Source organism: Glycocaulis sp. (assembly GCF_051859565.1).
Lineage (GTDB): Bacteria > Pseudomonadota > Alphaproteobacteria > Caulobacterales > Maricaulaceae > Glycocaulis.
On the sequence record NZ_JBHYFK010000005.1, the window covers coordinates 186838 to 210516 of the forward strand.

21 protein-coding genes are annotated in these 23679 nt (G+C 63.3%); 12 read left to right on the top strand and 9 right to left on the bottom strand.

Annotated elements, in window-relative coordinates:
• Nucleotides 1-22: 22 nt before the first annotated feature.
• The gene (locus ACTIGC_RS09075) at nt 23-1180 is read right to left on the bottom strand and encodes a class I SAM-dependent methyltransferase (RefSeq protein WP_439634091.1); all 1158 of its coding nucleotides are present in this window, start codon (nt 1178-1180) and stop codon (nt 23-25) included.
• Between the two features lie 184 nt (nt 1181-1364).
• Here ACTIGC_RS09075 and ACTIGC_RS09080 point away from each other — a divergent pair, with 184 nt between their 5' ends.
• Both ACTIGC_RS09080 and ACTIGC_RS09085 read left to right on the top strand, forming a co-directional pair.
• Nucleotides 1365-2102, top strand: coding sequence for a hypothetical protein (locus tag ACTIGC_RS09080; RefSeq protein ID WP_439634092.1), 738 nt, complete (start codon nt 1365-1367; stop codon nt 2100-2102).
• Nucleotides 2103-2141: 39 nt separating this feature from the next.
• Nucleotides 2142-2429 (top strand): hypothetical protein, encoded by a 288-nt coding sequence (locus ACTIGC_RS09085; RefSeq protein ID WP_127565699.1) that lies wholly within the window; start codon nt 2142-2144, stop codon nt 2427-2429.
• Between the two features lie 7 nt (nt 2430-2436).
• On the opposite strand, the gene ACTIGC_RS09090 is transcribed toward ACTIGC_RS09085, so the two are convergent.
• Nucleotides 2437-3636: an FAD-dependent oxidoreductase gene (locus tag ACTIGC_RS09090; RefSeq protein ID WP_439634093.1), complete on the bottom strand. Its 1200-nt coding sequence runs from the start codon at nt 3634-3636 to the stop codon at nt 2437-2439.
• A gap of 224 nt (nt 3637-3860) precedes the next feature.
• Between ACTIGC_RS09090 and ACTIGC_RS09095 the strand changes: the two genes are divergently transcribed.
• A complete protein-coding gene (locus ACTIGC_RS09095; protein WP_439634094.1) occupies nt 3861-5375 on the top strand; it encodes an aldehyde dehydrogenase in 1515 nt (504 codons plus the stop codon).
• A gap of 1 nt (nt 5376) precedes the next feature.
• Here ACTIGC_RS09095 and ACTIGC_RS09100 read toward each other — a convergent pair whose 3' ends face one another.
• Both ACTIGC_RS09100 and ACTIGC_RS09105 read right to left on the bottom strand, forming a co-directional pair.
• A complete protein-coding gene (locus ACTIGC_RS09100) occupies nt 5377-6072 on the bottom strand; it encodes an SDR family oxidoreductase (protein ID WP_439634095.1) in 696 nt (231 codons plus the stop codon).
• 4 nt (nt 6073-6076) lie between these two features.
• Entirely contained in the window at nt 6077-6895 is an 819-nt protein-coding gene (locus ACTIGC_RS09105; protein ID WP_170175450.1) for a GntR family transcriptional regulator, read from the bottom strand.
• A gap of 224 nt (nt 6896-7119) precedes the next feature.
• Between ACTIGC_RS09105 and ACTIGC_RS09110 the strand changes: the two genes are divergently transcribed.
• Nucleotides 7120-7785, top strand: a complete 666-nt coding sequence (locus ACTIGC_RS09110) for an isochorismatase family protein (protein WP_439634182.1) — start codon at nt 7120-7122, stop codon at nt 7783-7785.
• Here the strand turns inward: ACTIGC_RS09110 and ACTIGC_RS09115 are convergent.
• From ACTIGC_RS09115 to ACTIGC_RS09135, 5 genes are read right to left on the bottom strand one after another with little or no spacing between them, the layout of a single operon-like run.
• Nucleotides 7782-8696, bottom strand: coding sequence for a polysaccharide deacetylase family protein (locus ACTIGC_RS09115; RefSeq protein WP_439634096.1), 915 nt, complete (start codon nt 8694-8696; stop codon nt 7782-7784). The two genes, ACTIGC_RS09110 and ACTIGC_RS09115, sit on opposite strands and share 4 nt — an antisense overlap.
• Nucleotides 8680-9630 (bottom strand): polysaccharide deacetylase family protein, encoded by a 951-nt coding sequence (locus ACTIGC_RS09120; protein WP_439634097.1) that lies wholly within the window; start codon nt 9628-9630, stop codon nt 8680-8682. Before ACTIGC_RS09120 ends, ACTIGC_RS09115 begins: the two co-directional genes overlap by 17 nt.
• Nucleotides 9631-9647: 17 nt before the next feature.
• On the bottom strand, nt 9648-10511 hold the full coding sequence (locus ACTIGC_RS09125) for an isocitrate lyase/PEP mutase family protein (RefSeq protein ID WP_439634098.1): 864 nt from the start codon (nt 10509-10511) through the stop codon (nt 9648-9650).
• Nucleotides 10508-11005, bottom strand: coding sequence for a 3-isopropylmalate dehydratase (locus tag ACTIGC_RS09130; RefSeq protein ID WP_439634099.1), 498 nt, complete (start codon nt 11003-11005; stop codon nt 10508-10510). Before ACTIGC_RS09130 ends, ACTIGC_RS09125 begins: the two co-directional genes overlap by 4 nt.
• Nucleotides 11002-12279, bottom strand: a complete 1278-nt coding sequence (locus ACTIGC_RS09135) for a 3-isopropylmalate dehydratase large subunit (RefSeq protein ID WP_439634100.1) — start codon at nt 12277-12279, stop codon at nt 11002-11004. The genes ACTIGC_RS09130 and ACTIGC_RS09135 overlap by 4 nt, the downstream gene beginning before the upstream one ends.
• A gap of 140 nt (nt 12280-12419) precedes the next feature.
• On the opposite strand from ACTIGC_RS09135, the gene ACTIGC_RS09140 reads away from it, so the two are divergent.
• The 8 genes from ACTIGC_RS09140 (at nt 12420) to gspD (ending at nt 23676) form a co-directional block, all read left to right on the top strand.
• Nucleotides 12420-13610, top strand: coding sequence for an acyl-CoA dehydrogenase (locus ACTIGC_RS09140; RefSeq protein WP_439634101.1), 1191 nt, complete (start codon nt 12420-12422; stop codon nt 13608-13610).
• A gap of 99 nt (nt 13611-13709) precedes the next feature.
• Nucleotides 13710-14183 carry a prepilin peptidase gene (locus tag ACTIGC_RS09145; RefSeq protein ID WP_439634102.1) on the top strand — a complete coding sequence of 158 codons (474 nt, stop codon included), beginning with the start codon at nt 13710-13712 and terminating at the stop codon, nt 14181-14183.
• A 13-nt stretch (nt 14184-14196) separates the two neighbouring features.
• Nucleotides 14197-14628, top strand: coding sequence for a PadR family transcriptional regulator (locus ACTIGC_RS09150; protein WP_439634103.1), 432 nt, complete (start codon nt 14197-14199; stop codon nt 14626-14628).
• On the top strand, nt 14591-15136 hold the full coding sequence (locus tag ACTIGC_RS09155) for a DUF1700 domain-containing protein (protein ID WP_439634104.1): 546 nt from the start codon (nt 14591-14593) through the stop codon (nt 15134-15136). The genes ACTIGC_RS09150 and ACTIGC_RS09155 overlap by 38 nt, the downstream gene beginning before the upstream one ends.
• A gap of 208 nt (nt 15137-15344) precedes the next feature.
• Nucleotides 15345-18113, top strand: a complete 2769-nt coding sequence (locus tag ACTIGC_RS09160; protein ID WP_439634105.1) for a hypothetical protein — start codon at nt 15345-15347, stop codon at nt 18111-18113.
• 79 nt (nt 18114-18192) lie between these two features.
• Nucleotides 18193-20775, top strand: a complete 2583-nt coding sequence (locus ACTIGC_RS09165; protein ID WP_439634106.1) for a TonB-dependent receptor domain-containing protein — start codon at nt 18193-18195, stop codon at nt 20773-20775.
• A gap of 154 nt (nt 20776-20929) precedes the next feature.
• Complete coding sequence (locus ACTIGC_RS09170; protein ID WP_439634107.1) at nt 20930-21751, top strand: type II secretion system protein N; 822 nt, start codon at nt 20930-20932, stop codon at nt 21749-21751.
• Nucleotides 21748-23676: a type II secretion system secretin GspD gene (gene gspD / locus ACTIGC_RS09175; protein ID WP_439634108.1), complete on the top strand. Its 1929-nt coding sequence runs from the start codon at nt 21748-21750 to the stop codon at nt 23674-23676. The genes ACTIGC_RS09170 and gspD overlap by 4 nt, the downstream gene beginning before the upstream one ends.
• Nucleotides 23677-23679: the final 3 nt, after the last annotated feature.

The following is a 23679-nucleotide window of genomic DNA, read 5'->3' on the forward strand; positions in this document are numbered from 1 at the left end:
GGGGCGGGGTCTGGCGGCGGTGTCAGGACGTAAGGGCGGTGCCGCGTTGCCCGCTGGCATCCGGCTTTTCGCCCAGAACGAGATACCAGGAGCGAGGCCCGTCGCGCATTTTTACCGTGGTCTCGACCACCTCGTCATCGGCAAAGCCATTTTCGCGCATGACGGCGGGGACGTCTGCGTTCAGGAAGTCATCCCAGAACGGCTCGTTATTGTTTTTGGTCTGCCAGGCGAACATGAACTTCTCGAACTCGGAGAAGTCGGCGCCCTTCACCGGCACGTCCTGGTGAACAACCACCCCGCCCGGCTTGAGAACGCGGCGGGCCTCGGCGAAAATCTTGCCGAGCATGGGGCGCGAGACCTCGTGCATCATGTTGTGGGAGATGACGAGATCGAAGCTCTCGTCCTCGAAATCCAAGCGCGCTGCGTCCATCTGGTGGAAATGCACTTTCAGGCCCATGGCCTCGGCGCGCAGATGGGCGTAGCGCAGCATGGCTGGCGCCACGTCGACGGCGTGAACCTCCGCGTCCGGGAAGCGCGCCGCATAACCAACAGACGCACCTCCCGCCGAGCAGGCAAGGTCGAGAATGCGCAAGGGCCGCATCGTGCCATAGCGTTCTTCGAGAAAATCGATCACGGCCGCTGACTTGCTGTCTTTCGCGCCGATGCCGGTGCCGGCAGAAAACGCGTTGCCGCCGCTCTCATACAGCGCGCCGGCGATGATGTCGTTGCCGCCCGCATCGCGCATATAGCCGCCCGGCTGGCCATGAATATGGGCCGCAAAGGCATCATCGGGCGCGTCAAAGTCACGGGCCAGCGACAGCGTGCCGCCAGCCGGGGCATTGCTGAAGCGCGAGGCGGCTTCCTGCATGCGCGGCAGGTCGCGCTGGATGGTTTCCTCGACACTGTTCCACATCAGCTCCTGCGCGCTGCAGCTGAGCGCGCTCCACAGCTGGTAGTAAGGATCAACAGCCATCGCCTCGCCGATCTCTGCCTGGCTATGCGGCTCTTGGCCGGTCGCTGCTTCGTGCCGCTTGGCTGCACGGGCGCGGAACACTTTTTCATTGCCCGGCTGAAGCTGCGTCAGGCGGCGCTTGAGCTGCACGACATACTGGGTGCGGGCTGCCTCGTCATGGTTGGGGCGGGCCAGAATGTCATGGGTGGCAGTGCGGTCGATGATCATCGGGCGGTCTCGCTTTGCTAGCTGGCACTCGATATGGACAACTTGTATTTAAATAAATACATCTTAGAAGATCAAGGTGCCAGATGTTTTCCGCTGACGGATCGAGTTTGTGACAGACAGAGCCGCCCATCCAGCCCTTTCGCAGCCCAGACCCGACCTTGGCAGGTCAGGGGTCATCGCGCTGATGACTCCGGCTGAAAACCCGACTGCCGAACCGGAACTCTCGGTTCTGCTGGGGCCGGACATCAATCTGCTTTCAACGCGCATGCACATTGCTGAGCCTGACATGCACGTCCGGCTGGAGCGCTATGCCGGTGAGATGGCCCGATGGATGGCGCCCTTTGGCAATGCCCCGCTGGATGCGGCGATTTTTGCCTGCACAGGCTCCAGCTATCTTGTTCCTCCAGCGAACGCGCCGGGACGTTTTCTCGATCATACGGGCAAACATATGCCGCTTATCTCCGCCGCCAATGCGGTGAGCGATGCGGTGACGGCGCTGGGCGCACGCAGGCTGGTTCTCGTCAGCCCTTATCCGGACAGTCTTACCGCTGCGGCGGTGAAATGGTGGACGGCACAAGGTATGGACGTACGCAAGGTTTTGTCAGTGCCGCCTGCGGCATCTGGCCATCCCATCTATTCGCGCGATGCGCGTGCAATCTTACGCACCTTGCAACTGGCCGCGCGGATGGAGGGCGATGTCGTGCTGGCGCTGGGAACAGGCGCGCCGAGCCTGCCCGCTCTGGCGGTTGCGTCGCTGGACGCAGATATCCCGATGCTGTCATCCAATCTGTGTACAGCCTGGGCAGCCAATGCCGCGCTGGGACAGCCTTCCTCACCGCTGGACTGGCTGGCCGGAGAAGCGCCTTGGCGCCAGCGGCTGCTGGATCGTTTTCCGGCCCTTATGGCCTCTCTCCAGAATTAGACCCCGCTTACCCGTCTCTCTCGAAAACAGGAATATCCCATGTCGTCGACCCCTAAAGCTCCCCGCCCGGTATTCTTTGAAGATGCGGCCAATGATCGCCTGACGGCGATCATCACGGCGCTGGCTGCAGAGGTCGCGGTGCTGTCTGAGCGGGTTCACAGCCTTGAGGCGGTGCTGGCTGGCAAGTCCGTTATCGAGCCGGGCACGATAGATGCCTATCAGCCAACGCCTGAGCAACTGGCGGCCCGGCGCGAGCGCCATGAGGCGTTCAACCAGAGAGTTTTCTATGTGCTTCAGGAAGAGCTGGATGCGCTGCCGCCCGAATAGTGCGGCGTCACGCTGTCGCTTCGGCCCGGCGCAAACCCTCGATCATTGATGAACGCATGATATAGGCCTTGGCCTTTACCGGGTCTGATGTGACGGCTTTCAGCCCGTCGAGTATCACGCGCCGCTTTTCGGGGTCGCGCTCCTGCATGCGGCGCCGGTTGCGGTCTGCCTGCTGGAGGATTTCCTCTTCGGCCACCGGGCGGCGTTGCCGGGTATAGAGATCAAGCAGATCTTCCGATTCTCCGGCCAGGACGCGTTTCAGCTTGGTGGTCAGGTTGAACACATCATGTATTCCGCCATTCATGCCCATGCCCCCGCTCGGGCTGTTTACATGGGCCGCATCGCCTGCCAGCACGACACGGCCGCGGCGGTAGTCGGACACGATACGCATATGCACCCGGTAGGGGCGTATCTCGAAGACATTATAGGGTTCATTGCGCGGCACGATGGCATTGAGTTTGCGCTGGATGCTTTCGGGCGTGAGCGCCTCCTCGATGGATTCGCCCTCTGACGGGTACAGCGAGCACCGCCAGAATTCCTTCAGCCGCAAAAGCGAGAATGTACCGCCATTGCGCCAGACATAGTTCACGTTGGAGAGGCCCGGCAGGTGCTCTTCAAACGGAAAGTCGGTGATCGCCAGAATGGTGGTTTCCGGATAGGTGAGCCCTTCCAGTGTGAGGCCAACCTGTTCACGTACCGTGCTGCGCGAGCCGTCTGCACCGATAAGGTAACGGCCTCTGATCGAGAGCTCTTCGCCATCCTTGATGGCGCGCACCTGCACGGCGTCGTCGCTCTGCGTGACCGCTTCTACGCGCGCGCCCATCATGATCTCGGCAAAAGGTGCGCTGGCGAGCGCATCTGCCAGGATATGGCACAGGCGGAATTGTTCGCATTGCAGCCGGAAAGGGTGGCGGGTTTCACCTTCTAGGAGCGAAAGATCGAAGACCGCGCGGTCATGCGTCTCGTGCTGGCGGATCTGCCAGGAGCCGCAGACCAGGCCCTGATCGATCAGCGGCTTGGCGATTCCATACTCGTCCAGCATGTCCAGCGTCGGAGGGTGGAATGTCGAGGCGCGCAAGTCCTCTGGTAATGTGGGTTCAGCTTCCAGAACGACGCACGATATACCAAATGCGTTCAGGCGCAGCGCCGCCGCCAGACCGACCGGACCTGCACCGACGATAATGACCTGCGTATCAAGCTTTTGCATGAAGTCCTCTACCCCACTTGTCTGTTTCTTGATACGTTTGTGCGAGCAGTTCGGCAACCCCCACGGACTGACCAAAGCGCTGAATGAGAGATAGAATGAAAGGTGGAGGGGCGATGCAGCAGGTCCGTTGACTTGTCGGAGCGCCTCATGTCGTATTTTTAGTCATACATCTGCAGGTCCCGCCGGGACCAGCGCTGAACCCGTTTTCGACGAGGATCCTGCCCATGGCTCAATCCGCCTCTGGTGCCAATGACAAGCCTGCCGCCGCCACCCCGACGCTGGTGACGGCCTTCATAGATGGCGGCTTTGTGCCCGGCGGCAATGGCCATGTGATCCCCGTTTTTTATCCCGGCACCGGGCAGATCGTCTCCCAGCTGCACGAAAGCGACGAGCGCGAAGTGGATCAGGCTGTCCGCTCCGCCCGTGCCGCGTTCGATTCCGGTCCGTGGCCGCGCCTGGCCATCGAGGAGCGTCAGGCGGTGCTGCAAGCCATCCACGATGCGATCCTGGCTCATGACGAGGAGCTCGCCTATCTGGAGTGCCTGAACACCGGCATCGTCATGCGCGAGGTGCGTCAGCGCCACATCCGCCGCGCGGCCTACAATTTCAAATTCTTCTCCGAAGTGATCAGCCAGCAGCCGGGAGAGGTCTGGACGCAGAACCGCGACTACCTGACCTTCGTCACACGCGAACCGGCCGGCGTCGCGGCGCTGATCGCGCCTTGGAACGCACCGCTGGCGCTGGCATCCATGAAGATCGCGGCGGCCATCGCTTTCGGCAATACATGCGTGCTCAAGCCGTCAGAACAGACGCCGCTATCGCTGGCCCGGCTTGTGGAGATCATTCATCAGGCCGGTGTACCCGCCGGTGTGGTCAATCTGGTCAATGGACGCGGGGGCGTGACGGGCGTGGCGCTGGTGGATCATCCCGGTATCGACCGGGTTGCATTCACCGGCGGCACGGCCACCGGGCGCACCATCATGCAGGCCGCCGGCAAGCGCCTGAAGCCGGCTTCGGTGGAGCTGGGCGGCAAGTCGGCCAATATCATCTTCGCCGATGCCGATCTGGAGCGCGCGCTCGATGGCGCGCTGCTGGGCATTTTCTCCAACAATGGACAGCAATGCCTCGCAGGCTCGCGCATCCTCGTGGAAGAGCCGATTTTCGATGATTTCGTCGAGGCGTTTGTAGCGCGTGCGCGCAAGCTGAAAATCGGCGATCCGATGGCCGATGATACCGAGCTTGGCCCGATCGCCTCGGCGCGCCACCGCGAGCACATATTGTCCTATGTCGACATCGCGCAAAGCCAGGGTGCAAAGCTGCTCACCGGCGGCAAGGCCATTGAGGGCGATGGCTACTTCATGGAGCCGACCGCCGTGCTGGCCGCCGACAATGCCAGCCGTGTCTGTCAGGAGGAAATCTTCGGCCCGTTCGCGGCCTTCCTGAAGTTTTCCGGACGTGAGCAGGCGGCTGCGCTGGCAAACGAATCCCAGTTCGGTCTTGTCGGTTATGCCTGGACGCAGAATCTCGATACGGCGCTGTGGATCAGCCGCAATGTGCGCACCGGCCTGATGTGGGTGAATACGCCGCTGATGCGCGAGCTGCGCGCGCCGTTCGGCGGCATCAAGGATTCCGGTATTGGCCGGGATGGCGCGGCAGCCTCGCGCGATTTCTTCACTGACGAGAAGACGGTGACGATCCCTGTTGGTGATGTGCCGCTGCGCAAGCTGGGAATGGGCTGAGCTACCAGTCCAGATCCTCGCCCGTATAGCGGAAGAAACGGCCCGAATCGGCGATGGTCATCGCTGTCATCGCCTCGAACAGGCCTTGCGCGCTCTCGGCGGTAGAGACTTTCTGGCCGCCCACGCCGCGTGTGAAATCCGTGTCGACATAGCCGGGACTGAGCAGTGCGATTGTCACGCCCCGTTCTTTGAGATCATGCGCCAGCGAGCGCATCGCCATGTTCAGCGCGGCCTTGCTGGTACGGTAGAAATAATTGCCGCTGCTGGTCCGGGATATCGATCCGAGGCTGCTGGAAATGGCCACGATCTTTTTCTGATCGCTCGCCAGAACGTTCTCCAGCAATGCCTCCGTGACCCGCACCGGCGCCAGCAAATTCACGTCCAGAACCGCGCGCCAGGCGTCGTAGTCGAGCGAACCCAGCTGCGTGTCGCGATGGGTTATACCTGCATTATTCACCAGAATATCGATGGGCAGGCCGTCGAGTGATCCCGTCAGCGCGTCCAGTGAAGCGGCGTCGCTGACATCCAGCGTTTCGATACGAATCTGCCCGGCATACTGGCGTGAAAGCTCGCCGAGGGACGAGTTGGCTGCGCCTTCCCGGCAGGTCGCTACGACATCCCAACCCTGCTCAGCGAACACACCGGCCAGCGCCAGGCCGACACCCCGGCTGGCGCCGGTGATCAGTACACGTGGCATGGGTCTATCCGATATGGCGCCATTGCGGCCGGCTTGAGCTGTTATCGCGCGTCAGCAGCATGTGGTACTCGTACTGGTCAGGGTTATAGAGGCCCTGCTGGTGCTCGAAGGGCTGTCCGGCCTCGTCGAACACGGTACGGCGCAGGCGGATCAGAGGGGCGCCGACCCCGACCGAGAGACGGTTTGCCGCGCGGTCATCGGCGGCCACGGCGCTGATCGTCTGCTCGGCGCGCATCGCCTTGATGCCGGTTGCTTCCAGAATGCGCATGACCGGCCGGTCATCGAGCTCCTTTTCCGAAATCCGCGACGCGAACGCGGCTGGCAGAAACAGGGTCGTCAGCGACAAGGGCTTGGACTTGTAATAGCGCAGGCGCTCAATGCGCAGCGCAGGGGAACCGGGTTTCAGGTTCAGCGCAGCGGCGGCCACCGATGGAACCGGCGCTGCGGCGTCAAACGCGATCAGCTTGGCGGTGGTGTCCAGCCCCAGCGTAATCAGGTTTTCCACCAGTCCGGCCAGGCGTTCATTGCCGCCTTCTCCGCCGGGCGGGCACGCGAATGTGCCGACGCCGTGGCGGCGCACGATCAGCGACTCGCGTTCCAGCATCTCCAGCGCGCGCCGCACGGTGACGCGGGACACATCATAGGTCTTGCTCAGCGTCATTTCCGGCGGCAAAGGCTGGTCGCGGTCGAACATGCCGTCCTGAATCTGCTGGCGCAGTATCGTGTAGAGCTGGTGGTAGACGGGCAGGCTGGTGGTCTGCGACGAACCAAGACGGCGGCGGCCAACCTCTGACGCGGCGTCGGCCTGTTGGGATTTTGGCAAGTCGTCATCCTCCGGCATCAGGGCAGGCGGCCACCAGGGGCGTCACCCTTTTTCTTTGATACTGTCCCGCGTTGGGTCCTATCAGCAAGCCGTTCGTGCAAGCTGGTGGCGGGCGGCCGGGCCGCAGCGCTGGCAGCTTGCTTAAATGGCCTACTTTTATAACATTTAGACCAGCCTGATTTGAGAGGATGTGACACATGGCCGATCTCGTATTCCAGCCCACCATGGTCCGCGAGGACAAGACGGCGCGAGAGCTTTTCGAAGCGGTGAAGGCCAATCCGGCGCGGGCGCGCTTTGGCTTTGGTGAGAAGCTGGCGGTGGTCAATGTTGACTTCCAGCAGGCCTATACCCGGCCCGACCTGTTTCCAAAGACGGCCTATGTCACGCACCCCGACCAGATTGGTTTTGTGAACCGGATCAGCGCCCTCGCGAGGCAGAAGGACATGCCGGTCATCTGGAGCCATGTGGCCTACAAGCCAGATTCGGGCGATGCCGGTGTCTGGGGGACGCGCACTGATACGCCCGACAGCCTGCAGAACATCCGCTATGAGAGTGAGCGCCATAAATTCGATCCGCGCTGCGAGATAGACGAGGCGCGCGATCTCGTCTTCACCAAGCGCATGCCGTCTGCCTTCTTCGAGACCCCGCTGGCGAGCTATCTGGTCTGGCACAAGGTCGACACGGTGCTGGTAACGGGCGGCTCCACATCAGGCTGTGTGCGGGCGACAGCTGTGGACAGCCTCAGCCATGGCTACCGCACCATCGTTGCCGAAGAATGTGTGGCCGACAAGCATGAGAGCTATCACTACGCCAACCTCACCGACCTCCAGCTGAAATATGCCGATGTCGTGTCCGCGCAGGAAGTGATGGACTGGCTGGCAGCGCGCTAGCGCGCCGCCCCGGCAATCTGGCTGGCTGTAGCGCTCCACACATCATGATTGCCGACCAGCGCTTCCAGCACGCGCCGCACCGCATGCATGCGGAAGGGCTGCCCGCTGACATAGGGGGTGAGGGAGAAGGAGAGCACCTGACCTCCGGCGCGCGGCGCTTCTGAAATCATCAGACGGGCGGCTTCCAGTATCTGGTCTGCCCACTCATCCTCGCTCTGGCGGCGGTCGATGAGCAGGGTGCGGTCATCAAGCTCGTTGTAGAGCGGTACGGCGCTTACCTCGCCGGAGGGCGTGCGCATCGCTACCGGCACGCTGTCCTGCTCCCAGTCGAGGCAGACATCGAAGCCGTGTTCTGCAATCAGTTTCAGCGTGTCGAAGGATTGCTGCCGCGCCGGGCTCATCCAGACGCGAGGGCTGAGGCCGGCGCGGGCGAACGCCTCGCGCGTCTCGCCGATCCAGCGCTCTTCCTCGCCTGCCTCCAGCCCGCTCCAGTGGATGCGGTCGGCTTCCAGACCGTAAGCGGCGATTTCGTGCCCGGCGTCCTTGATTGCCTCGATAAGTGGCCTGGCGCGCTCCAGCAGCACGGCATTGACCGGGACAGTCGCTTGCAGGCCGGTTGCTGCCAGCGCGTCCAGAAGGCGGAAAATGCCCACCCGGTTGCCATAGTCGCGGGTTGTGTAGTGGCGCAGGTCCGGCCAGGGCGTCATCATCGCGCCGGGATGGCGGAACGGCTTGCCTTGCGGGTTGAGACGGTGCCACTCGACCGGCACCACGATCATGGCTGCCAGCGCCTTGCCGCCCGGCCAGGTGACGGGTTTGCGCTCACCAGACGGACGCCAGTCATACAGGCTCTGGTCCATGCCGTGGCGGCGGTGCTGATATTCGAGATAGTCCTCAGGCAGCGGCATCATCAAACCCCGTTCCGGCGCGTTTGCAGCCCCTGGCCTCGATGTCGGCGAGGCTCTGTTCCCAATAGTTTTCGCGGAAATGTCCGGCGATCTCGGCGGCGGTGGCAAACCACACCTCGTCCTTGTGCGCGGTTATGTGGGCAAGTGCGTCCTCGAACGGGCCGATACGATGGGCCTGGGCGACCAGATAGGCGTGCAGCGGAATGCACATCACCGTGCCGCTCTGCGCGCCTTCGGCCAGAAGCTCGTCGAAATGGCGTTTGAGCACATCGGCGTAGCGTGTGGGCGTCATCGCCAGCGCGCCATAGGTGATGACGTCATTGACCTCCAGCGAGTAGGGCATGGAGACAAGCTTGCCGGAGCGTGTCTTCAGCGGCTGGGGCTGATCGTCCTGAAACAGGTCGCACGTGTACCAGAAATCATACTCCGCGATCAGGTCCATCGTGCGCGGAGTATGGGTCAGGGCAGGGGCGAGATAGCCGCGAATACGCTGGCCGGTAGCCTCGTGCACGGTGCGGATGGAGTCCTCGATGACGGCGCGTTCCTGCGCCTCGTCCATCTCGTAGGAATAGCGCGTGTTGTAGATGCCGTGGCTGAAAAACTCCCAGTCTCGCGCGGCGCAGGCTTCAATGATCTCCGGGTGGTGCTGGTACAGGGCGATATTGAGCGAGACGGAGCCGCGAAGGGCGTACTTGTCCATCAGCTCCATCAGCCGCCAATGGCCGACCCTATTGCCCCAGTCGCGCTGGGAATAGCCCACCACATCCGGCGCCGGGCGCGGCCAGCCGGGACGCTTCGGGTTCACGGGCGGATTGAACTCGTAGAACTCGATATTGGGCGCAATCCAGAAGGCGAGCTTCTTGCCCCCGGGCCATTCGATTTTGGGGCGGTCCCGATAGGGCCAGTAATCATAAAGATTGGGATCGGCGGTCGTCATGTCTGATGGCCTTCCGGTTACGCTTCGTAACGCTGGCCCGTGGCCAGCATCTCGTCCAGCCCGATACGGGCATTCACCCCGGCAAGGTCGGTCATCTGGCCGCGCACTGCGCCTGTCGAACCATCAGCTTTGAGTGCAGCGAAGAATGCCTCCGCCGACGGGATCAGCGCGCGTACCAGCGCGCCGGGCGAAATCACCAGACGGTAGCCCAGCTCTGACAGCGCCTCGACGCTGCTGAGCGGCGTATCACCGCCTTCCACCATATTGGCCAGCAGCGGCGCCCGCCCGGCAAAACGCGTCGCGGCCTGACGCATCTGGTCCAGATCGCGCGGGGCCTCGATGAAGAGCACGTCCGCCCCCGCTTCGAGGAAGGCTTCGGCCCGGTCCATCGCCGCGTCAAAGCCTTCAACGGCAATGGCGTCGGTTCGCGCAATGATGAGGGTTTCGCCCGAGTACCGCGCATCAACCGCCGCGCGGATTTTGCCCTCCATCTCGGCGGCTGGAATGACGCCCTTGCCACGCAGATGGCCGCAGCGCTTGGGGAAGGTCTGGTCTTCCAGCTGAATGGCAGAGGCGCCCGCGCGCTCCAGCATTTTCACCGTGCGCTGGACGTTCAGCGCATTGCCAAAGCCGGTATCGGCATCGACGATCAGCGGCAGGTTTACGCGCTCGGTGATGCGCCGGGTCACATCGGCCAGATGATCCAGGCTGACAAGGCCAATATCGGGCCGGCCAAGCTGGGTATAGGCGACAGATGCGCCGGACAGGTAGACAGCCTCGAACCCGGCCTGCTCTGCCAGCAAGGCCGACAGCGCGTCATAGACACCCGGTGCCAGAAGGGCAGGGCCGCTCGCCAGCCTGTGTTTCAGGGTAAGGCTCATGCATGCTCTCCCTTCGCCGCGAGGCGCTTTTTCAGATGGGGTATCAGCCCGCCATCGGCGATCATGCCGGTCAGGTGAGCGGGCAGAGGCGCAAAGCTGTAGCGCGTGTCCTGCGTGTGGTTGAACAGGGTGCCGACCTGCAGATCGAGCGACAGACGGTCGCCCGCCGCGATATGGCGTGCTTCGTCCAGCGTGATGCAGACAAGGCCCAGATTGATGGCGTTGCGCCAGAAAATCCGCGCAAACGAGCGGGCGATCACCGCTTTCACGCCCAGCAGTTTCAGCGACACGGCCGCCTGCTCACGCGATGAGCCAATGCCAAAGCTTTGCCCGCCGACAACGAAATCTCCCGGCTGCACCAGGCGGGCAAAATCCGGATCAATGGCGCTGAGGCAATGGCTGGCCAGCTCCTCTGGCGGCAGCTTCATCAGATAGCCCGGCGCCATGACGTCCGTGTCGATATTGTCGCCGAATACGAAAGCCCTGCCGCTCATGGCGCCACCCCCTCCAGCATGGCGCGCGGATCGGTGATGTGACCGGCAACCGCCGCTGCGGCAACCGAGTAGGGCGAGCCCAGATAGACATTCGCGGATTTCGCGCCCATGCGGCCCTTGAAGTTGCGGTTGGTGGACGAGATACAGGTCTCACCCTCCGCCAGCAGACCCGCGCCCATGCCCGCACACGCGCCGCAGCCCGACGGCAGCAGGATGGCACCGGCTTCGGTCAGTGCGTGCAGTGTACCGTCAGCGCTGGCTTCTGTGGTGGTACGTGCAGAGGCGGGCGCGATCAGCAGGCGCGTGCCGGGGGCCACTTTACGTCCTTTGAGGACGCGCGCCGCCATGCGCAGATCCTCGATCTTCGCGCCCACGCATGCGCCTATATAGGCTTGATCGATCTTCACGCCCTGATGGCCGGAGACCGGCAAGGTCCGGTCCGGGCTGTGCGGGGCGGCGATCTGCGGCTCCAGCGCGCTGGCATCGAACGTATGGCGCGCTGCGTAGCGGGCATCGGCATCCGAGGCGAAGGCGCGCGCCGCCGCCTCATCCTCGACCGGCGCGCCAATTTCGCGCAGATAGTCGAAGGTTACGCCATCGGGCGCGACGATTCCGGTTTCGCAACCCAGCTCGGCAGCCATGTTGCACAACACCATGCGCTCGGCCATGCCCATCGCCTCTACCGTTGGCCCGGCGTATTCGACCGCCTTGAAAGCGTTGTCCAGCCCCAGCTCCCTGCACAGGAAGAGCATGACGTCCTTGGCGGCGACGCCATCGGCGAACGCGCCGCGCCACTCGATCCGTATTGTTTTGGGCACCGAGAGCCAGGTGCGCCCGGTGGCGACGATGGCGGCCATGTCGGTGGCGCCGTAGCCGGCTGCATATGTGCCAAAGGCGCCCGCCATGGGTGTGTGGCTGTCGCCGCCCGCAATGACCGCGCCGGGACGGATCAGGCCGTGTTCGGGCAGGACGAGATGGCAGATACCCACCATGTCGAAGAAGTTCTTCACGCCGTGCGCGGCGGCAAAATCGCGGGTGAATTTCAGGATCGACGCACTCTCCGCATCGACGGCCGGGACATAGTGATCTGACACAATGGCGACCCGGTCAGGATCCCACAGGCCCACACCCAGCTCTTCCAGCATTGGCGCCCAGCGGCGCGGGCCGGAGCTGTCATGGGCAAAAGCCAGATCAATATCCACGGTCACGATTTCGCCCGCACGCACCGAGCTCCGGCCCGCAGCGCGCGCGATGATCTTTTCAACCAGGGTCATGCCCTGCGCCATGGAGCGCCTCGTGAATCTGCCAGCGTGCAGCATCATGCTTGCCCGCTCAAAAGATATAGTCTTATATCATTTAAATCGCAGCGCCCGCCGCGGCGCAAGCCCCACCCTGCTTTAAAAGGTCTTCTGATATGGCTGATGGCACGTCTTCCTCCCCGCGCACATTCCGCTGGGACGATCCGCTCGGCATGGACGAGCGCCTGACCGATGAGGAGCGCATGGTGCGTGACGCCGCGCGTGGCTATGCCCGCGAAGCCTTGCTGCCGCGTGTTGTCGAGGCTTTCGAGACGGGCAGCTTTGACCGCGCCATCATGCGCGAAATGGGCGAGATGGGCTTTCTCGGCGCGATGCTGCCGGAAGCCTATGGCGGCGCTGAAGCCAGCCATGTTGCCTATGGCCTCATCGCGCGCGAGATTGAGGCGGTGGATTCAGGCTATCGCTCGGCGATGAGCGTGCAGTCATCGCTCGCCATGTACCCGATTTATGCCTTTGGCTCTGATGAGCAGAAAGCCAAATTCCTGCCGAAGATGGCCGCCGGGGAGCTGGTGGGCTGTTTTGGCCTGACCGAAGCCGATGGCGGGTCCGACCCGGCATCGATGAAGACAAAAGCTGTGGCGGTGGAAGGCGGCTACCGGCTGAACGGCTCGAAATACTGGATCACCAACAGCCCCGTATCCGATCTCGCCATCGTCTGGGCGAAGCTGGACGACACGATCCGCGGCTTCATAGTGGAGCGCGACTTTGCCGGTTTCACCGCCAACAAGATCGCCGACAAGCTGTCCTTGCGCGCATCCATTACCGGCGATATCGGGCTGGATGATGTCTTCGTGCCGGAGGCCAACATCCTTCCTGGCGTAAAGGGGCTGCGCGGACCGTTCTCCTGCCTCAACAAGGCACGCTACGGCATTGCCTGGGGCGCGATGGGCGCGGCAGAGTTCTGCTTCCAGGCGGCGCGCGATTATACCGGCGAGCGCATGCTGTTCGGTCGCGCGCTTTCCTCGCGTCAGCTCGTCCAGAAGAAGCTGGCTGACATGCAGACCGAGATCTATCTCGGCCTTGAAGGCGCGCTCGCGCTGGGCAGACAGCTCGATGGCGGCGCGTGGGTGCCCGAAACCATCTCCATGATGAAGCGCAATAATTGCGGCAAGGCGCTCGCCATCGCCCGTGAGGCGCGCGACATGCATGGCGGCGCCGGGATCACCGGCGAAATGCATGTCATGCGTCATGTGATGAATCTGGAAACGGTCAACACCTATGAAGGTGCGCACGATGTGCATGCCCTCATACTGGGCCGTGCGATCACCGGACACAGCGCCTTCTGACCAGGCAGGCGCGGTGAGCCCGTATAGCCGCTGACAGGGATTTCCTGTAGGTCGCGTATCGAACCGGACGAGGCTCCGGAGGCGTCCGGGCGGTGAGGCATGTGGCCGGTTGAGACTATTGTTTGCGGATCGGTATTGCTGGCGGGCCTCACGGCGCTGACCGTCATGGATGTCCGGACGATGCGCCTGCCGGACTGGCTCACCCTGCCATTAATCCCGGCCGGCCTGCTGGCGGCCTGGTGGCTGGGTGACCCCCTCCTTTGGCATCTGGCGGGTGCGGTAATCGGATATGCAGGCCTTGTCGCGCTGGAGCTGGCTTACAGGGCCGTGCGCGGGCGCGACGGACTTGGGCGGGGCGACGCCAAGCTGCTGGCGGTTGGCGGTGCCTGGTGCGGGGCGGCGCTCCTGCCCGTAATCCTGCTCCTTGCCAGCATGACCGGGCTGATCTGGGTCCTGGCGCTGAAACTGGCGGGCAGGGAGATCGGCGCCGGCACCGCGATTCCGTTCGGGCCGTTCCTGGCGGCGGGCATTGCAGCGGCGTGGATAGTGCTGCGGGCGGGCCTGTGGGTTTAGCTCCAGGTGCCGGGTGCATCAGGGCGCGACAACGCGCTGCGAACACAGTAATCATCTGGCGATGACGGCAGGGCAACTGGATATCGGGGGCTGGAAGGCACAGCTGCGCAAGGGCGCGGCGGAGTTTGCCGTTTTGAGCCTGCTCGCCCGCAAGGAAATGTATGGCATTGAGCTGCTCGACGCTCTGTCCGGCGCGGAAGGCTTGGGCATTTCTGACGGGACGATTTACCCGCTATTGAAGAGATTGCAGCTGGAGGGACGGATTCACGCCCGCTGGCAGCCGAGTGTCACAGGACCGCCACGCAAATATTATAGCCTCACGGCCGAGGGTAAGCTCGCCGTGTCGGCCATGGGCCAGGCATGGGCAGAGTTTCGCTTGCAGTTGGACAGACTTGCGGGACAGGCCGGTGAACTCAACTTCCCAGATCGAGATTTATCTTCGTGAACTTGCGCGGGCCCTGAGCGGGCTTCCTGCAGGTGAGCAGGAAGACATTCTGGCGGAAACCCGAAGTCATCTGGCAGAGCGCTGCGCCTCGCTCGGTGAAGCCGAGGCGTGCCGCCGGATGGGGTCTCCGCGCGCGCTGGCAAGCAGCTACATGGCTGCCACCGGGCACTCAAGTCCGCCGGCCAGTCACCGTTTCGCGCAGCTGCTTCCCGTCACCATGGCAGTCGGCGCCTTGCTGCTCTGGGTCTGCACGCTGGTATCCCTCACCTTGTTCCTGGCGGAACTGGCAGAACCCACCCTGGTGAGCATCTGGCTGAACGCCAGTACGGGCAGCGTTTTTGTCGGCGCCGCCAACCCCGACATGGTCTCGTTGCTCACCGATCTGGCCGGCCCGTGGTTCCTGCCTCTGGCCGCTCTGATCGCTGTTCTGGCGGGCGCAAGCGGGCTTGGCATGATGCGTGCGGCCTGGGATGAAATCCGCTCGGCCGGGAATATGGCAACACCTTAACCCGCTGAGTTGCCGTCACCTTATGGTTGGCCGCCGCCGCGCAAGGGCAAGGTCTCCCTGAATCCCAGAATCTTGCAATGCATGTCACCGGCCTGACATGAATCTTGTATAACAGGATACCCTGTCGAGATGGGAGGATACCTGTCTCGCTGCGAGCTGAAACATTTGCAGGTGACGCGCGCCACGCGCGTCCGCAGAGGGGACGATCATGTCGTTGAAGAAATACGCAGCCATACTTGCGCTCGGCCTGGCTGCCGCATCATGCGGTCAAGGCTCTAACATCTCGTCGCCCGGTGCGACCAACCCCGGAACCCCGCCGGGCGGCGGTGGCGGCGGCGGCGGCGGCGGCGGTGGTGGTGGCACTGCCACCTGCCCGACCGGCTTCACGACCGGCACGCCGGTAGCCGGCCTGACTACCTGCGTCCTCTCCGGCGACATTCTCAACAACCTGACCCTCCCCTTCGTGGAGGGCGTGGCCTACCGCATTGATGGCCGCGTGAATGTCGGTGCCGATGTCGGCGCGGACGGAAACCGCTCCGGCGGCGTGTCGGCCCGTCTCACCATCGAGCCGGGTGTCACCATTTTCGGCCAGGGTGGCGCAGACTATCTCGTCATCAATCGCGGCTCGCAGATCGAGGCCAACGGTACGGCGGCTTCGCCGATCACCATGACCTCTGACGAGGACCTGATCCGCCGCGCAGCCAATCCGCAGGACTTTGGCGGCGACAATATCGGCGAATGGGGCGGCATTGTTGTCCTCGGCCGCGCGCCCATCAATCGCTGCCGCGACGCTGCGGCGCCGGGAACGGTGGATTGCGAAAACCTCGTCGAAGGCGTGACCAATCCTGATGCCCTCTATGGCGGCAACAACCCGCAGGACAATTCCGGCATCCTGCGTTATGTGCGCGTGCTGTTCGCCGGCTTTGAAATCGCGCCGGGCAACGAGCTGAACGGCATTACGCTGGCCGGTGTGGGTTCGGGCACGACGTTTGAATATATCCACGTTCACAACGGCTCGGACGATGGCATTGAATGGTTCGGCGGAACGGTAAACGGCCGCTATCTGGTCGTGACGGGCGCCGATGACGACTCGCTCGACACTGACAATGGCTATAACGGCTTCAACCAGTATGTGATCGCGATCCAGCGTGCCGGCGGCGGCGACAATATCGTCGAGGCCTCGAGCTCCGCTCCGGGTGTGACCCCGCTGTCGAATGCGACGTTCGCCAACTTCACCTTCGTGGGTAACCGCACCAATGCCTTCCGCCTGAACACCGGCACGGTAGGCCGCTACGTGAACGGCGTGGTTGATTACGGTCAGGCCTGCATGCGCTGGGAAGGCTCTGCCGGCAACGGCGTGGCGGGCTATCAGGGCGTTGGCGTTGACCCGAGCTTCAACTCGGTCCTGTTTGACTGTGAAGGCGGTCTGTCTGGTGGTTCCGGCAACGATGCTGCCGCTGCTGCTGCCGCTGTTGCGGCCGACGCCAACAATACCCAGGCCGAAAATTCGCTGGCGTCGCGCCTCTTCCCGGGGCCGGCGGAGCAGGGTGTTGACGCGTTTGATGCGACGTCCATCAACGGCTTCTTCCAGGCGGCTGACTATATCGGCGCGTTTAGCCCGACCGAGACCGAAACCAATAACTGGGCTGCTGGCTGGACCTTCGGCCTGTTCCCGGAGCCTGAGTGCCCGATTGGCACGACGGATACCGGCGCGCAGCGCAACGGCCAGAATGTCTGCCGCCTCACGGGAACTGTCACGTCGGACATCCGCCTGACCCGTGGCAATATCTACGAGCTGGTCGGTGGTGTGCGGGTCGGCCGTGACGTGGGCGCGGACGGCAATGCCGCAAACGGGCTTGCTGCCTCCATCACCATTGAATCCGGTGTGACCCTCTATGGCCGGACGGGCGCCGATTATCTCCTGATCAATCGCGGCTCGCAGATCTTTGCCAACGGTACGCGTCAGAACCCGATCATCATGACGTCCGAGAACGACATCACCAATACAGGTGACCGCGCCTCGGCCATCGGTGAATGGGGTGGTCTTGTGATCCTCGGCCGGGCACCGACCAATCGCTGCCGCGACGCGGCTGTGCCTGGCTCCATCAACTGTGAAAACCTCATCGAGGGCGTTACCAATCCGGACGCGCTCTATGGCGGCATCCTGGAAGATGACAGCTCGGGCTCGCTGACCTTCGTGCAAGTCAAGTTCGCCGGCTTTGAAATCGCGCCGGGTAACGAGCTCAACGGCATCACGCTGGGCAGCGTTGGCCGTGGCACGGTGTTCGAATACATCCAGGTCCATAACGGTTCGGATGACGGCATTGAGTGGTTCGGCGGCACCGTGAACGGCAAATACCTTGTCGTCACGGGCGCGGATGATGACTCCTTCGACACCGACAATGGCTGGAGTGGCCGCGTACAGTTCCTTCTTGGCATCCAGCGTGCCGGTGGCGGCGACAATATCGTCGAAGCCTCCAGCTCGGCTCCGGGCGTCACCCCGCTGTCCAACGCCATTTTCTCCAACTTCACCTTTGTGGGTAACCGCACCAACGCCTTCCGCCTGAACACAGGCACGGTTGGCCGGTATGTGAACGGTGTCGTGAGCTACGGTCCCGAGTGCTTCCGCTGGGAAACCTCAGCCGGTAACGGGGTCGCTGGCTACCAGGGTGTGGACGTCGATCCGAGCTTTGACTCGGTGCTGTTCGACTGCGCAGGCGGCCTGTCCACGGCTGCTTCCGATCAGGCGGCAGCTTCGGCGGCGGTCTCGGGTGGTTCGAACAACACCACGGGCACGGCCAGCACGCTGACCAACACCTTCGTGAATGGCGCCAACGAGAATGCCCGTCAGGCGTTCGACGTCACCACGCTCGATCCGTACTTCGACGATGTCGACTATATCGGCGCGGTTCGCAATTCGAGCGATCGCTGGTGGGCTGACTGGACCTGCGGTCTGGAAGCCGGAAGCACCTGCTAGGCGATGAGCCAGACGCGCCGGGCATCGCCCGGCGCGTCCCTGCCTGCTCTCCATCCCATACAATGAAGGTTGCGAACCCATGAAACCGCTTTACCTGTTCAGCGCGGCACTGCTGACGAGCTCGGCCCTCCTGGCCCCGTCAGCCCTTGCCCGCCAGGCCGAGGAGGCAACAAGCGCCTCCGAACCCGTCGAGACCATCTCGGTGCGCGGCCAGTTCATCCCTGAGCCCCAGCGCCGTACCGCGCAAGTGGCCAGCTTTGTGTCTGCCGAAGACCTCGCACGCGCAGGCGATTCCAACGCCGCCATCGCTCTGACCCGCCTGAGCGGTCTGAGCATTGTTGGCGGCCGGTTTGCCTATGTGCGCGGTCTCGGCGACCGTTATGCAGCCGCGCTTCTGAACGGCTCTCCCCTGCCGAGCCCGGAACCGCTTCGCCGGATCGTTCCGCTCGATCTCTTCCCGTCAGAAGTGCTCGACGGCGTCGACGTCCAGAAAACCTATTCAGCCAATTATGGCGGCGAGTTCGGCGGCGGTCTCATCACCCTGCGCACGCTCCGCCGTCCGGTTGACCCCTTCTTCAACGTCTCGGGCAGCATCGGTTACAACACGGTCACCACCGGCGAGAACGGCCTTATCCACCGCGGATCAGACACCGACTGGACGGGTTATGATCGCGGCTATCGCGATATTCCAGGTCCGCTCGCCAGTGTTCTGCGCAACGGCCAGACCCTCAACAGCCTGTCGCCTGCTGAACTCGAAGCGGTGAGCGAAAGCGTCGTGATCCCGAATCTGCTGGTCGTCCAGTCCATGGACCTCCACCCGGATTATTCGGTGTCGGCAAATGGCGGCTATTCGTTCACGCTTGGCGGTTTCGACATGGGTATCGTAGGAGCGGCCGGATTTGATGCCGGCTGGAGCATTGAAAACGCCCGGCGGCAGCGCGTGCGCGGCGATGTCCTTGGTACGGACCTCACCTCCAGCCTGACCTCATACGAAGCAAATACAAACTCGCTCGTATCCCTGTCGGCTGAACGTGGCGATCATGCGCTGGGCGCGACGCTGTTCTATGTCCACTCCTCGCGCAAGGACACGCAGCTTACGCGTGGTGAAGACTTCAACGCGCAAGGTGGCCGCCCGATCTACCGGGAGAGCACCGGCTGGTTTGAACGCGAGCTGGGCATGTTCCAGCTCACGGGCGATCACAGCTTTGGCAATCTGGAAGCGCGCTGGCGCGGTTCCGTTGCGCGCGCGACCCGTGAGACGCCGTTCCTGCAGGAGCTGACCCGTCTGGAACAGGCCAATGGCGATATCGCCTTCACCTCGGCGGCCCGCTATGAAATCCAGTTCACAGACCTTACCGACGATCTGATCAATTTCGGCGGTGAACTGCTCTACACCTTCAACCTGCCCGGCTCGCGCGAGCTGGTCCTGACGGTGGGCGGCGACACGACGCGCACCGAGCGGGAATACAACACCTTGTTCTTCCGCATGGCGGGTGGCAACTCGCTTCCGGCTGACACGCAGATCGCCCGGCCGGACTTCCTGTTCTCGCCGGACAATATCGGCCCGTCACGCTTCCAGCTGACCGAGGTTCAGAACACCCAGTCCAACTATGTCGGTGAGCTGGATGTGGACGCGGTGTTCGCACAGGCTGATTTCGACATAACCAGCTTCATCCGGGCAACGGTTGGCGTGCGTTATGAAGATGCGGTGCAGAGCGTGCAGACCTTCAGCCGGTTCGGCCAGCTGGGACGCGGCGCTACATTGGACAATGACTATGTCCTGCCGGCGGCGACCGTGACCTGGAACTTCGCCAATGACCTGCAGCTGCGTCTTGGCTATTCGCAGACGATTGCCCGTCCGCAATTCCGCGAATTCGCCAATTCGGGCTTCTTCGACCCTGAAAGCCAGCGCAGCTTCCGCGGCTTTGACGGCCTCGTGGACTCCGAGCTGACCAATTACGACGCGCGTCTGGAATACTATCTGGGCCGCGACCAGTTCATCACCGCGGCGGTGTTCTACAAGGAGATCCTCAACCCGATCGAAGAGGTCCAGTTCGAGACCGCCTCCTTCGTATCCGAGACCACCTTCCTGAACTCGCCCAAGGCCGAGCTGCAGGGCGTCGAGCTTGAATACCGCCAGTACTTCCAGTTCCCGCTGGATATAGGCTGGTTCCGTGAGCGCGACTGGCGTTTTGCGGTCAACTACACCTACACCCAGTCGGAGATCATCGCTCCGGCCGGTACGCAGGTGCTCGACCCGATCAGCAACACCTTGCGTGATGCCTCCTTCTTCAACCTTGATGGCTCGAACCTTCAGGGCACGCCGGAGAATATCGTCAACGTGCAGCTCGGATGGGAAGGTGACAATGATCAGTTCACCATCCTGGTGAACTGGGTGGACGAGCGTATCCTGCAACGTGGCTTCAACTCGCCGTCAGGCGTCCTCCCCGACGTCATCGACGAGCCGGGCATTCAGCTCGACTTCCAGTACCGCCGCCGCTTCCAGGCGATGGGCCGGGAGTTCTCGCTGGGCTTCTCGGGCCGCAACCTGCTCGATGAGCAGCACCGTGAATACCAGCGCAACGAGACGATTGGCGAGACCGAGTTCAACACCTATGACCGCGGCCGCACCTTCTCTCTGAGCCTGTCGACTAGCTTCTAGGCCAAGCAGGTCAAATGATTGGAAACGCCCGGACCGTAAGGCTCCGGGCGTTTTCGATCCTCAGCATACTGCCATAACCAGTATATGGCTTTGCAAGACTGTCACGAACTTGCGCTACACGGCTTGATCAAAAGCGGGTGGACAGCGTGAGCCAATGACCAGTTCCGGGCGCAGCCAGATGGACCATGGCGCCAGATTCCAGCGCCTGCCCGGCCTGTCCCGCCGCGTGGAATCCACGCTGGTGTTTGCAACCGAGCTTGCCCTTGTGGTTCTGGCTGCAGCGCTGCTGGCCTCGCTGGTCTGGACGTTTCTCTACGGCAGCTACACCACCGCCTTGCCGGCCCCTTCAGCCGCCATCGACGCGCGCAGCAGCCAGAGCGCCGCCCGGATGACCTCTGCGTCCGCCACAGGGCTTTTCCGCCAGGCTGGCCGGTCTGCCGCGCCCAGCGTGGAGATACTGCCCGAGAGCCGGCTCGGATTTGCGCTGTTCGGTGTGCGCACGGGCGCAACGCCCCAAGAGGGCAGTGCCATCATCGAGGCCGGTGCCGCCGGGCAGCGCAGTTACCGCGCCGGCAGTGCGCTGCAGGACGGGGTTACGCTGGATGCGATTCATAGTGACCGGGTGGTCATAAGCCGCAATGGCAGCCGCGAAGTGCTCTACCTGTCAGAGCGCGCGCGGACCCGGCGCACAGCGCCTGCCGAGCCGCTGCAAGCCGTCACGCTGGCCGGTATCAGCCTGTCGCCGCACCCGCTGCAATCGGGCGGTGAGGGGCTGCGCATCGACAATATCCCGCCCGCGCTGTCGGCTCTGGGGCTCCAGCCCGGCGACATCATTGCCTCGGTCGAGGGCGAAGCGCTCAGTCCCGAGCGGGTATCGGCGCTCTCGGCCGGTCTGGCCGATGGCACCCTGCCTGCCAGCCTGCAGTTCGAACGGGGTGGCGAGCGGCTATCCCTGCAAACAAGGTCAAACCCATGATTGTCCGCATTGCCGCCATATTGGCGTCCCTCGTCCTGTTCTCGGGTGTCTGTGCTGCGCAGAGCGAGGAGCGCACCACGCTCAATTTCCGCAATGCGGACATGACAGCCTTCATCGAGGATATGGCCGCCCTGACCGGCTATACGTTCGTGGTCGACCCGCAGATACGCGGCGTCGTCACCATCACCTCGCAAGGGCCGGTTACGCGCGAGGAGGCCTTCCAGGTCTTCCTCGCCACCTTGCGCGTGCATGGTTTCAGCGCCGTGCCCACGGCACCGGGCGTCTACCAGATCCGCGCCGAGCGCGAAGGCGCGCGTTCCGGCGCGCCGCTTGGGGGCGATGAAGGCCTGTTCAGTTCCTCCGTTGTGCGCCTGCAATCAGCCAGTGCGCGCGAGGCCGTGCGCACGCTGGGGGCCATGTCGAGCGCCGTTGGCACGCTCAGCGCGCTTGAAAGCGGCAATTCGGTCGTGATCGTGGACTATGCCTCCAACGTGTCCGCCATCGAGCAGGCGCTGCGCGCGCTCGACCGCGACAGCACCGTCGTGGAGATGGTGTCGCTGGAAAACGTCTCGGCTGACGAGATGGCCCGCATTATCGAGCGCCTGCGCCAGCCTGCCTTCCAGGGGGAGGACAATCGCCGCTTCGCGCTCAATATCGCACCTGTGCCTGCCTCCAACACGCTGCTGATCCGCGGCGAGATGAGCGCTGTCCGGGACATCATTGCGCTGATCCGCCGGGTCGATGCGGTCAGCCGTTCCAACCAGAGCTTCCGCGTAATCGCGCTGAACCACGCCGATGGCGCGGCCCTGCTGCCGATCCTGGAACAGGTTTCGGTCAGCCTCACGCCCGCCGACAGCGAGGGCGGGGCGGCACGCCGCGCCTCCATCGCCCATCACGCGCCCACCAACACGATTGTGGTCAACGCCGATCCTGATCAGCTGCGCGAGCTGGAACTGGTGATCCGCCAGCTTGATGTACGCCGCCCTCAAGTGCTGGTGGAAGCCATCATTGTGGAGATTTCCGACCAGACCGCGCGCGATCTCGGCCTGCAGCTTCTCCTGTCGGGCAATGCGGGCAGCTCCACGCCCTTCCTGACCACACGCTATGGCGCTTCGCCCGATATTCTGGCCGTTGCGAGCGGGCTGGCTGCACGCGGCGATGATGACGCGTCTGAAAGCTTGCGCGAGGCGGCGATCCAGTCGCTGCTGCGCTCCAGCGGCGCGCTGATCGGGGTGGGCGGGCAGAACTCGAACGGCGCGATCTTTGGCGCGATCCTGAATGCGCTGGAGGCCGATACCAGCTCGAATATCCTGTCTAAGCCGTCCATCCTCACGCTCGACAATGAGGAAGCCTCCATCATTGTCGGCCAGCAGATCCCGATCACGACCGGCGAGGTGCTGGGATCGAACAATTCCAACCCGTTCCGTACCATCGAGCGGCAGGATGTGGGCGTGCAGCTGCGCGTCCAGCCGCAGATTTCCGACGGCGACACGATCCGGTTGCATCTGCGTCAGGAAGTGTCATCCGTTGCCGGGCCCGTCAGTCAGACCTTTGCCGAGCTTGTCACCAATAACCGCGCGATCGAGACCACGGTGCTGGCCGATAATGGCGAGATCATCGTCCTGGGCGGGCTGATCGAACGTGACGAGCAGCGCGCCGATAGCGGTGTGCCGGGCCTGCGCCGCGTGCCGGTTCTGGGGCGCGCTTTCCGCAATGAGGGCCGCTCGGACCGCCGGACCAATCTGGTCGTCTTCATCCGCCCCACGATTGTCCGCAGCGCCGCCGACATGCGCGCGTTGGCCATGGAGGCCTACGCAAACGCCTCTGAAGAACAGCGCCGGGCGACGAACGGGCGCGGATCGAGCCTTGAAGACGTGGTGCGGATGATGATGGACGCGCCGTCTGCTCCGGCGGACGGTCGATAGGGG

What these genes read in the sequence shown, in the direction of transcription:
- gspD (WP_439634108.1), top strand. Translation starts at nt 21,748, where the DNA reads ATGATTGTCCGCATTGCCGCCATATTGGCGTCCCTCGTCCTGTTCTCG.
- ACTIGC_RS09130 (WP_439634099.1), bottom strand. Translation starts at nt 11,005, where the DNA reads ATGAGCGGCAGGGCTTTCGTATTCGGCGACAATATCGACACGGACGTC.
- ACTIGC_RS09145 (WP_439634102.1), top strand. Translation starts at nt 13,710, where the DNA reads ATGTGGCCGGTTGAGACTATTGTTTGCGGATCGGTATTGCTGGCGGGC.
- ACTIGC_RS09160 (WP_439634105.1), top strand. Translation starts at nt 15,345, where the DNA reads ATGTCGTTGAAGAAATACGCAGCCATACTTGCGCTCGGCCTGGCTGCC.
- ACTIGC_RS09100 (WP_439634095.1), bottom strand. Translation starts at nt 6,072, where the DNA reads ATGCCACGTGTACTGATCACCGGCGCCAGCCGGGGTGTCGGCCTGGCG.
- ACTIGC_RS09095 (WP_439634094.1), top strand. Translation starts at nt 3,861, where the DNA reads ATGGCTCAATCCGCCTCTGGTGCCAATGACAAGCCTGCCGCCGCCACC.
- ACTIGC_RS09135 (WP_439634100.1), bottom strand. Translation starts at nt 12,279, where the DNA reads ATGACCCTGGTTGAAAAGATCATCGCGCGCGCTGCGGGCCGGAGCTCG.
- ACTIGC_RS09120 (WP_439634097.1), bottom strand. Translation starts at nt 9,630, where the DNA reads ATGACGACCGCCGATCCCAATCTTTATGATTACTGGCCCTATCGGGAC.
- ACTIGC_RS09170 (WP_439634107.1), top strand. Translation starts at nt 20,930, where the DNA reads ATGACCAGTTCCGGGCGCAGCCAGATGGACCATGGCGCCAGATTCCAG.
- ACTIGC_RS09090 (WP_439634093.1), bottom strand. Translation starts at nt 3,636, where the DNA reads ATGCAAAAGCTTGATACGCAGGTCATTATCGTCGGTGCAGGTCCGGTC.
- ACTIGC_RS09115 (WP_439634096.1), bottom strand. Translation starts at nt 8,696, where the DNA reads ATGATGCCGCTGCCTGAGGACTATCTCGAATATCAGCACCGCCGCCAC.
- ACTIGC_RS09080 (WP_439634092.1), top strand. Translation starts at nt 1,365, where the DNA reads ATGACTCCGGCTGAAAACCCGACTGCCGAACCGGAACTCTCGGTTCTG.
- ACTIGC_RS09165 (WP_439634106.1), top strand. Translation starts at nt 18,193, where the DNA reads ATGAAACCGCTTTACCTGTTCAGCGCGGCACTGCTGACGAGCTCGGCC.
- ACTIGC_RS09085 (WP_127565699.1), top strand. Translation starts at nt 2,142, where the DNA reads ATGTCGTCGACCCCTAAAGCTCCCCGCCCGGTATTCTTTGAAGATGCG.
- ACTIGC_RS09110 (WP_439634182.1), top strand. Translation starts at nt 7,120, where the DNA reads ATGGTCCGCGAGGACAAGACGGCGCGAGAGCTTTTCGAAGCGGTGAAG.
- ACTIGC_RS09125 (WP_439634098.1), bottom strand. Translation starts at nt 10,511, where the DNA reads ATGAGCCTTACCCTGAAACACAGGCTGGCGAGCGGCCCTGCCCTTCTG.
- ACTIGC_RS09140 (WP_439634101.1), top strand. Translation starts at nt 12,420, where the DNA reads ATGGCTGATGGCACGTCTTCCTCCCCGCGCACATTCCGCTGGGACGAT.
- ACTIGC_RS09075 (WP_439634091.1), bottom strand. Translation starts at nt 1,180, where the DNA reads ATGATCATCGACCGCACTGCCACCCATGACATTCTGGCCCGCCCCAAC.